The sequence below is a fragment of the Arthrobacter sp. C152 genome, from assembly GCF_054890965.1.
On record NZ_JBTZSU010000064.1, the window covers coordinates 1 to 8,636 of the forward strand.

6 protein-coding genes are annotated in these 8,636 nt (G+C 66.9%); 1 reads left to right on the top strand and 5 read right to left on the bottom strand.

Going from position 1 to position 8,636, the window contains the following annotated elements:
* The first annotated feature begins 148 nt into the window (after positions 1-148).
* Positions 149-1,141 carry a hypothetical protein gene (locus ACYSM9_RS21425; protein WP_461858967.1) on the top strand — a complete coding sequence of 331 codons (993 nt, stop codon included), beginning with the start codon at positions 149-151 and terminating at the stop codon, positions 1,139-1,141.
* A 68-nt stretch (positions 1,142-1,209) separates the two neighbouring features.
* Here ACYSM9_RS21425 and ACYSM9_RS21430 read toward each other — a convergent pair whose 3' ends face one another.
* The 5 genes from ACYSM9_RS21430 to ACYSM9_RS21450 form a co-directional block, all read right to left on the bottom strand.
* Positions 1,210-2,079, bottom strand: coding sequence for a DUF559 domain-containing protein (locus tag ACYSM9_RS21430; protein ID WP_461858968.1), 870 nt, complete (start codon positions 2,077-2,079; stop codon positions 1,210-1,212).
* Positions 2,080-2,244: 165 nt separating this feature from the next.
* Complete coding sequence (locus tag ACYSM9_RS21435; RefSeq protein WP_461858969.1) at positions 2,245-4,269, bottom strand: NHL domain-containing thioredoxin family protein; 2,025 nt, start codon at positions 4,267-4,269, stop codon at positions 2,245-2,247.
* A complete protein-coding gene (locus tag ACYSM9_RS21440) occupies positions 4,269-6,431 on the bottom strand; it encodes a cytochrome c oxidase assembly protein (RefSeq protein WP_461858970.1) in 2,163 nt (720 codons plus the stop codon). The genes ACYSM9_RS21435 and ACYSM9_RS21440 overlap by 1 nt, the downstream gene beginning before the upstream one ends.
* Before the next feature lie 116 nt (positions 6,432-6,547).
* Positions 6,548-6,832 (bottom strand): HU family DNA-binding protein, encoded by a 285-nt coding sequence (locus ACYSM9_RS21445; protein WP_247046834.1) that lies wholly within the window; start codon positions 6,830-6,832, stop codon positions 6,548-6,550.
* A 157-nt stretch (positions 6,833-6,989) separates the two neighbouring features.
* On the bottom strand, positions 6,990-8,312 hold the full coding sequence (locus ACYSM9_RS21450; protein ID WP_461858971.1) for an ISL3 family transposase: 1,323 nt from the start codon (positions 8,310-8,312) through the stop codon (positions 6,990-6,992).
* Positions 8,313-8,636 lie beyond the last annotated feature (324 nt).

The window sequence follows — 8,636 nt, forward strand, 5'->3', positions numbered from 1 at the left end:
ACCTCAGCCGGCACAAGCCGCCTGATCAACTGTCCACGACTTGCGGGCAACCCCACCGTCGTGCTTTTAGGGTGTGGTGCCGCGGTAACCAGGGGAGACGCCAACTTTAGTGTGCCGTCGCAGTGACGTTACTGTAAGAAACGTGCAGATGAGTCAAGCGTTGGTGAGGATGGCGGCCGGATGGCTGCTGGGCCTCATGCTTGCCGTCGCCGGAGCCGTCGTGGCCATCAACGTTGTGAACCGGACCGTCGCCAGTCCCCAGCAGCCCGTACGGGAGTATTTGGACGCGCTGAAGGCCGGGGACGGCGGGCGGGCGCTGGGGTTGCTGCGGGCCGCCGTGCCTCCCAGCAACGCCGCCATGCTCGACGGCGCAGGGCTGCAGACTGCCGCTTCCCGGCTCTCGAACGTGAGCATCGGCGATCCCGAGGAACGGTCCGGCAACCAGGTGATGGTGCCGCTGGAGTACACCATCGACGGCAGCCGGCTCCACACGGAGTTCCTGCTCCAGAAGACCGGCACCGAATGGCTCTTCTTCAGCACCTGGGCGTTCGTCCCGTCACGCCTGCCCACCGTGGACATGACCGTGGTCAACGGGAACGAAGCCACCGTCAACGGCGTCCCGGTGAACATGCCCAACGGCCGGAACTCCTTTGCCGTGTTCTACCCGGGCGAATACGAGGCATCCCTGGACGGGGAGTACTTCTCCGCCCCTGCCACCCGGGCCACTGTCACCTCCAAGGACAACCCGGTGGCCCCGCTCAACCTGCTGACCCAGGCCACGGACCGGCTGAAGGACGACGTGGCGGCCAAGGTCCGGGAATTCCTGGACGGCTGCGCGGCCGAGGCCGTCAAGGAACAGAAGCTGCAGCCCGACTGCCCCTTCTATTACGCCAGCAACAACAGGGTCCAGGACGGCACCATCAAGTGGACCGTGACCGAGTACCCGAATGTGTCCGTTGAGCCGTTCGACGGCCGCTGGGTGGTGGCACCCCTGGACGGCAAGGCCAGAGTGGAAGCGCTGCAGCAAAACGCGTTCACCGGGGCCTGGTACCCGCTGGACACAGAGGTGGACTTCAGCTTCACCACCCGCCTGGACGTTTCCGGGGACACCGTCAAGGTGACCCCGGTCCTGAGCTTCTAGCCCCTCAGCTTCTGCCTGCCCCGGACTGGCCCAGTTTTGGGGCCAAGCATGCTGTGTTCTCCACTGTCCTAAACCCAATCGCTCCGAAAACTGGGCTGGTTCGGATGCGGCCACCGCAGTGATCCCCGTGCCAGGACCTCCCGGACCTGCGCCAGCACGGATTCGGGTGCGTGGACAATGTCGTCATAGAAGAACCGAAGCACCGGCAGGCCGTGACGGACCGCCTGGTTGTCCCTGCGGCGGTCCTTTTTGAACTGGCGTGATTCAAGGTGGAAGGCGATCCCGTCAATTTCCACGATGAGGAAACCCTCCAGCAGGAAGTCCACCCGGCCGATTCCCTCAATCCACACCTGGGTCTCGGTGGCTATGCCGGCATCCCGGAACAGCACCCGGGCCATCGTTTCCAGAAGAGAGTCTGCGCCCCGTTCGACCTTGGACACGACATTGCGTGCCTTGCCTGAGCGGTTGCCCTTCAGGTGCTGCAACAAGGAGGACGGCTCAATGTCTCCTCTGTTGTAGGCACATTCCACCATCACCAGCGATTCGAGTTCGGGTAGGCACAGCAGCGCGTGAAGCAGGACATCGGGAAGTGCTGCAAGGGTTCGGTGATGGGGCCGCTGCGTCAGGGGAAGCCGGTGGCTGACGCAGCGGACCCTACCTCTTCCGTTGCTTTGCCAATAGTGCGGCCGGGCAGCCGGTCGAAGCTGCCATAGTCCGTACTGCGGGGCAGCCGATACGCATGTCAGGAGACTTCGGGCCCGTCCTGCGCCCACCAGTTCCATGTCAGCATCCGGAACGGCCAGCAGCCCGCGCTCCAGCCGCACCATCGAGCCAGTCCGGATGGCACGGTTGATGTCCGTCTCCGTTGCCCCGGCGGCAGCCACGTCACGCCGCAGCAGCACCCCTCCGGCCGACCTGATGATTTCTGCAGGGTCCATCACGCCACAATGTCTGCTCCGCGCGGCCGGCGGCAGGCATCCGCGGCGCCATGTGGATAAACAAGCACCCCGAAATGGCCCAGTTTTCGGGCTCCTTACGCAGAACTGGCCCGGTCTTCAGGCTTGAAACCTTGAAAACCGGGCCAGTTCAGCAGGGGAACAGGGTCAGTCCATGCCGCGGAGGTCCAGCACCAGTTCGGTGTCACCGTCGGCCTGCAGCACCACGGGGATGCCCCAGTCCTGCTGGTACAGGTGGCAGGCGGCGTGGTCGGGGATCTCGCCGTCCTCGGTCTCGGGCCCGTCGCAGGCGGCGGCACGGGCGGTGATGTGCAGGACCCCTTCGGGCACATCCGGGGACAGCTCCAGTGTGCGCAGCAGGCCCACGGAGGTTCCGCCGCCGGACGCCAGCAGCTCCGGCGGGGTGGAGGAGATCTTCAGCTGGGTGGGATCGCCCCACCTGTCATCGAGCTTCTGGCCGGTGGGGGCCGTGAAGCGCACCGTCAGTTCCAGCGCACCGGCTGCCACGGGGCTCTTGGGCCGGTGGGTCTGGGACGCGCCCTCATCCACCTGCTGCGCTTCCTTGGGGATCGGGACGTACACCAGTTTGTGCTGGTTTGCCTCCACCACCACCAGCAGCGGCTCGGAACCGGCGGAGTGGGTGTGGTCCACGATCACGTCGGACGGCTCGGCGAGCCCGCGGGCCAGCGTGGACACCGTCTTCGAGGCGGGGTCGTAGCGGCGGACGGCGCCGTTGTAGGTGTCGGCGATCGCCACGGAACCGTCGGGGAGGACGGTCACGCCGAGCGGGTGCTGCAGGCGGGCCTCCGCGGCGGGGCCGTCGCGGAACCCGAAGTCGAACAGGCCCTTGCCCACGGCCGACTCCACGGTGACCGTGCCGTCGTCGTCAACCAGCAGCTTGCGGAGGGCCGAAGTCTCGGAGTCCGCCACCCAGAGGTTGCCGTCGGCGTCCTCGGCCAGCCCGGAGGGCTGGGCGAACCAGGACTCGTGGGCCGCGCCGTCGAGCAGGCCTTCGAGGCCGTTGCCCGCCACGATGGCCACGTCGCCGGAGACGGGGTCGAAGCTGAAGATCTGGTGCGTGCCGGCCATGGCCACCACCACGGCGCCCAGCTTGCGGGACCACACCAGGTCCCACGGGGAGCTGAGCGAGACCTCGAGGGGGTGCCCGCCGAGGCGTCCGGTGAAGCCTGCCGCGTCCTCGTCCACGCGCGCCGGGCCGGTCTCGAGCAGTCGCTGGATGCCGTTGCCGGCGAGCGTGGAGGCCTTGCCGTCGCTGAGGGACAGCCCGCGGAGGCGGTGGTTCACTGAGTCGGCAATGACGACGTCGTAGCCCACCTTCGCTGCCACGTCTTCCGGCAGCAGCACCAGGCCTTGGGGCTCGTTGAACTGTGCGGTCGCGGTGTCGCCGGCGGCCGGACCGTCGGCGTAGCCTTTGGTGCCCGAGCCGAACGTGCCCAGGACCGTGTGGAAGTCGGTGCCCAGCTCCACGAGGCGGTGGTGGCCCGTGTCGGTGACCAGCCAGGAACCCTTGTCGGCGGCATCCGCCACCGCGGCACCTGCTGCCGTGCCGGCGTCGGACGCTTCATCTGCGGCGGTGGAGCCGCGTCCCGGGGGCAGGAAGAGCGCCTTACCGGGGAAGCGCAAGGTGCCGGACGTGGCCTCCGGGGCCACGTAGGGGCCGGTGCCGCGGTGCAGGGTGCCCTTGGCCTCGTGTTCGGCGATGAGTTCTGGGATCAGCACCGCAAGGCCGTCAGCGTGGCCTTCGCCGGACAGGTGCGCCACGATGTAGCCCTCGGGGTCGATGACCACCAGGGTGGGCCAGGCGCGGGCGGTGTACGCCTTCCAGGTATCAAGTTCGGGATCGTCCAGCACCGGGTGGTGGATTTCGTAGCGCTCAACCGCAGCGGCCAGGGCCACCGGGTCCGCCTCGTGCTCGAACTTGGGCGAGTGGACGCCGACCGTGACCAGGACATCAGAGTACTGCTCCTCCAGCGGCCGCAGCTCGTCCAGGACGTGGAGGCAGTTGATGCAGCAGAAGGTCCAGAAGTCCAGCAGCACAATCTTGCCGCGCAGGGCGTGGAGGTCCAGCGATTTGCCGCCGGTGTTCAACCAGTTGCGACCCACCAGTTCGGAGGCCCGGACCCGGGCATGGTTGCGTACGGTTTCGCTCATTAGCGTCCTTCCAGCTTGTTGCGTTCAGCCAGCCTGGCGTCGCGTTCGGCCAATTTGGCAAACATATCGTTGTAAGCGGCCAGATCGGCGTCGTTATTCCTGTCAGCCGCCCGGTCCACGCGTTTGGTTTCCCGCTGGTCCGACCTGGACCACATGATCGCGACGCCGATGGCCACCAGGAGCGTGGGCACCTCGCCAATACCCCAGGCCACCGCGCCGCCCATCTGCTGGTCGACCAGGGCGGACGGCCCCCAGGTCCGGCCCAGGTTGCCGAAATAGTCCGCGGCGAGCAGCCCGGTGCCGCCCATGATGGAGACGCCGAAGAAGGCGTGGAAGCCCATGGTGGCCAGGAGCAGGAGCAGCCGCATGGGGTAGGGCGCCCGGCGCGGCAGCGGGTCGGTGCCGATCATGCTCAGCACGAAGATGTAGCCGGTGAGCAGGAAGTGCACGTTCATCAGTTCATGGCCCACGTGATCACGCATGGCGAAGCCGAACAGGTCGGAGTAGTAGAACAGCACGATGGAGCCGGCGAAGTTGGCTGCCGCGAACAGCGGATGCGTGACCAGCTGGGAGAACTTGGAGTGCACGAACACCAGCAACCATTCCCTTGTTCCCCGCGAGCCGTCGCGGCGGGCGGGCAGGGCGCGCAGGGCAAGGGTCACTGGCGCACCCAGTACCAGGAAGATCGGCGCCACCATCGTCAGCGCCATGTGGTCCACCATGTGCGCGGAGAACAGGATGCGGCCATAGACCGACGGCGGCCCGGACGTGATGTAGGTCAGCATCACCAGGCCGAGGGTCCAGGTGACGGTGCGGAGCCAGGGCCAGGCATCGCCGCGGCGGCGGACCTTGGCCACGCCCAGGACGTAGGTCACCAGGCCGAAGAGCGCTACCGCAACCCACAGCCAGTCCAGCCGCCACTCGCTCAACCAGCGCTCCGGTGTCAGTTCCGGGGGGAGGTCGTAACCGCTGAGGATAAAGGCGGGGGACGCATCGGGTGCGGGTTCCGTCGGCTGGGGCGGGGCCGAACGGCCCAGCGCCACGGCGATGCCGGAGGTGGCTCCCATGATGAGGAGTTCGGCCAGGATGAGCTGCCAGAGAACACGCCGGGAGGACATGGTGGAGCCCTTGCGGCCCAGCTGCGGGATGACCCATTGCCGGTGCATGAAGCCGACGCCGCCCAGGACCACCGCGGCGGCCGTCTTGGCCAGGATCAGCTGCCCGTAGGCCGAGCCGAAGAGGTCGCCCCAGCTGGTGACTCGGATGCTGGCGTTGATGACACCTGAGGCGAAGACCAGGACGAAGGCGAAGCCGGCCAGGGTGGAGAAGCGGCGGAGGGTCGGTTCGGTGATGTCGGCGGCACTGCCGGCTTTCGGGCCTGCCAGGATCCCGGACAGCAGGGCCAGGATGATGATGCCGCCCACCCACGTGCTGACGCCGACCAGGTGCAGGCCAAGGGAGTTGATGGCGCCTTCATGGTCCGAAGAGCTGGAGGAGTGGCCGATGAGCGCCGCGGGGACCAGGCCGATGAGCGCCAGGACCAGCGTCAGGGCCAGGCCGCCAAGGGACCTGACGCCGAACAGCGCCGTGGTGACGACGGCGGCGATGATGGTGACGGTGAGCCAGGCCCGGCCCGTCTCGAGGTCCGTCATGAAATACACGAGGGCCTGGGTGAACTCAGGATCGCCGGACAGGCCCTGTCCCGCGACATCCGCGTAGGTGAAGACCAGGACGGCGATCGCGGACAACGTCCAGGCGGCTCCGGCGGCTGCGGCCACGGCCAGCGCCCGGGTGAAAGCAGGGTGTTCCGGGGAGTCACCGCCCCCGGGAGCTTCCCGGTCCCGCGTGCGGGCGCTCAGGTTCCTGGGCAGGATTCCGACGGCGAAGACCAGCCCGCCAATGACCGTGGCCACGGAGACGTTGTGGATGGCCTTGCTGATCGGCAGGCCCCAGCGGACCAGGGCGCCCGGATCGGAGACACCGCGGGCCGCCGCTGCACCGGAGAAGAGCAGCGCCGCCGCCAGGGCCACGAAGACCGCTGCCAGTCCGGCCGCCTGCCAGCCGGTCCGGATTCCGAGGGGGGCGCCGTCCCGGGCCGGAGATCCCTTGCCGGGTCCGGGCTGGGGCTGGGTGGAACGTGGTTTTGCGGCAGAAGACACCATCCCATTGTCCGCCACCGCCGCCCGGGCGGCGAATCGGGGTTAAAGACGAAAGGAGCGGCAACCGCGCGGGTTGCCGCTCCTTGCTCCGCCCTGCTGTCCGCGGGCAGAGGAACGTCCTACTTCTTGGAGACAGCAGCCTTCAGCTTGGAGCCGGCGGTCAGCTTGACGCTGTGGCCAGCGGCGATCTGGATGGTCTCGCCCGTCTGCGGGTTGCGGCCGGTGCGTGCTGCGCGGTCGGTACGCTCGACGGCGAGCCAGCCCGGGATGGTGATCTTTTCGCCGGAGGCGACGGAAGTCTCGAAAACCTCGAACAGTGCGTCGAGGACGGAGTTGACGGCTGCCTGGCTGGTGCCGGCCTTGCCAGCTACCTCTGCAACAAGTTCACTACGGTTCTTAGCCATTGATGTCCTCCTGGACGGTTATGTTTCTGGAGCCTGCACGCGGCATGCGCACAAGCCACTGTTCGAAAACTTACCAGCTTGGGCCGTTCCGGTCCGCAAATTCCGCGTGTTTCCGCGACTTTTTGAGGTTAATCACCAGTTTTTAGGCTCTTCGCATTTAGGCATGGTTGGTCTGTTTGATCCGGTAGGGGCGGTGACCTCCGGCGGCGAGCAGGCATCTGAGTCGGTAGTTGGTGAAGTTACGGAAGCCGCGGGCGATTCTGCGGGTGGTTTCGATGACGCCATTGATCGCTTCGGTAGGGCCGTTGGACGCGCCGAAGGTGTCGAAGTAGGCCAGGATCGCGGCCTTCCATTGTTTGAGCGTCCGGCCCAGTCGTGAGACCTCCGGGATCGGGCAGGACGGGAACGAGGAGATCACCTCGTTGACGAGTTCCCTGCCCCGTTCCGGCCTGGCGTGGTAGATGTTCCGGAGCTTCTGGTAGCACTGCCAGGCCAGGGTGACTTCGTGGTCCGGGTCCCCGAGGGTGAGTTTCGCGTCGAGCCTTGCGGATTGCTTGTCCGTGAGGTGTTCGGCGCCGATCTGCAGGGTCCGGCGGATTCCGTAGAGCGAGTCGCCCTTGCGGCCGCGGTGCCCGAGGGTGTCCTGCTGGACGCGGCGGCGGACTTCATCGACCATGGCCGACCCCAGTTTCACGACATGGAACGCGTCCAACACGGTGATGGCTTCGGGCAGTTCGTCGCGGATCGCGTTCGCGTAGCCGCGGAACGGATCCAAAGCGGCGGTCTTGATGCCGGCAGTGAATTCCTCGCCGCGGGCTTTGAGCCAGTCCGCGTAGGCCTTCCCCGACCGGCCCGGAACAAGGTCCAGCAACCGTGCATGCACCACGCCCTTCGCGTCGCGGGTGTGGTCCACGATCCCGGTGACCATTCCGGAACCCGGCGGGCCGGTATGGGACCAGACATGCTCATCCACTCCGAGAGCATTCACCCCAGTCAGACGGCCGGCCGCTGCGATTCGTCGGGCGGCCTCTGCCTTGATGGCGTCCCAGGCTGTGTGCCAGGAGACGCCGAGCTGATGGGCCAGGGCGGAGACCGAGGTGTCGAAACGCTCCAGGCCGTCGGTCGCCCACGCCACGGCCCTGGCAGTCAGTTTTGCCCGGGGGCCGGCCAACTCATGCTCTTCGGTGAAGGTGGTTCTGGGACAGTCAGGGTCCGGGCAGCGCCAGACACGCTTGGCCCACAGCAGCCGCACCGGCCGCCCGAAACACGGGGCGTCATGGAGCCGGACCTGCCGGCGGCCGTGCCCGACTGCGACGACACCGCAGTCCGGACAACCGCTAACAGTTTCCTCTGTCTCAACGTGCAGAACCAGGCCGGTCCCGGCCGCCGTGACAGAGCAGACGTGGATGCCGTCGACACCAAGAAGCGCGTCTGCCCGCTCGCACCAGCGACCGCCCGGGCAGGAAGTAGCATTGGGCATATCAGGGTCTCTTTTTTATTTGGAAGCTTGGTCGCTACCAATTCAAAGAGGCCCTGACCTCTCTCCTCCCGCACCACGCCGCAGCGGCATCAGGACACGCCCCGCCCTCGGCATCAGACAGCACTAACCACGCTCATTTGCGAAGGGCCAGTTTTTAGGGCATATTTCCCTCCCCGCGAACGCCCTGTTGGGTCCCGCAGCCATCTCTTCGACGCGCGCTCACGTATGGGGCCCATGCCACCGTCCCGCGCTCACCTGTGGGTTGGTGGGTGGTTGGTGGGTTTAAATGTGGGAGGCCCCAACCGTGTGGTTGGGGCCTCGACC

Excerpts from the sequence above, each read along its gene's own strand:
- ACYSM9_RS21425 (WP_461858967.1), top strand. The coding sequence starts at position 149 with ATGAGTCAAGCGTTGGTGAGGATGGCGGCCGGATGGCTGCTGGGCCTC.
- ACYSM9_RS21430 (WP_461858968.1), bottom strand. The coding sequence starts at position 2,079 with ATGGACCCTGCAGAAATCATCAGGTCGGCCGGAGGGGTGCTGCTGCGG.
- ACYSM9_RS21435 (WP_461858969.1), bottom strand. The coding sequence starts at position 4,269 with ATGAGCGAAACCGTACGCAACCATGCCCGGGTCCGGGCCTCCGAACTG.
- ACYSM9_RS21440 (WP_461858970.1), bottom strand. The coding sequence starts at position 6,431 with ATGGTGTCTTCTGCCGCAAAACCACGTTCCACCCAGCCCCAGCCCGGA.
- ACYSM9_RS21445 (WP_247046834.1), bottom strand. The coding sequence starts at position 6,832 with ATGGCTAAGAACCGTAGTGAACTTGTTGCAGAGGTAGCTGGCAAGGCC.
- ACYSM9_RS21450 (WP_461858971.1), bottom strand. The coding sequence starts at position 8,312 with ATGCCCAATGCTACTTCCTGCCCGGGCGGTCGCTGGTGCGAGCGGGCA.